The organism is Microvirga pakistanensis (assembly GCF_004458765.1).
Classification (GTDB): Bacteria; Pseudomonadota; Alphaproteobacteria; order Rhizobiales; family Beijerinckiaceae; genus Microvirga; species Microvirga pakistanensis.
Window position 1 is genome coordinate 1 of sequence record NZ_SPJX01000414.1, and the last position, 223, is coordinate 223.

Annotated in this window: 1 protein-coding gene; it reads right to left on the reverse strand. The window is 59.2% G+C overall.

The features are described 5' to 3' along the window. Nucleotides 1-223: PAS domain-containing protein (locus E4K09_RS19685; RefSeq protein ID WP_134499441.1), on the reverse strand; the 223-nt coding region annotated here is incomplete at both ends.

The following is a 223-nucleotide window of genomic DNA, read 5'->3' on the forward strand; positions in this document are numbered from 1 at the left end:
ATGGCCTGAAAGATCCTGGATAGGAACAGCGCGACTGAGAACCCATTCAAAGATACCCGCGGCGTTTCGGATCCGGTACTCCGTCTCGTAAGGCGCGCCGGTTTCGACGGAATGGCGCCATTGGGCCTTGACCGCGGGCAAATCCCTTGGGTGAACGGCATTCTGCCAGCCATTTCCCTCGGATTGCTCGGCGGTCATGCCAGTAAATTCGTGCCATCGCCGG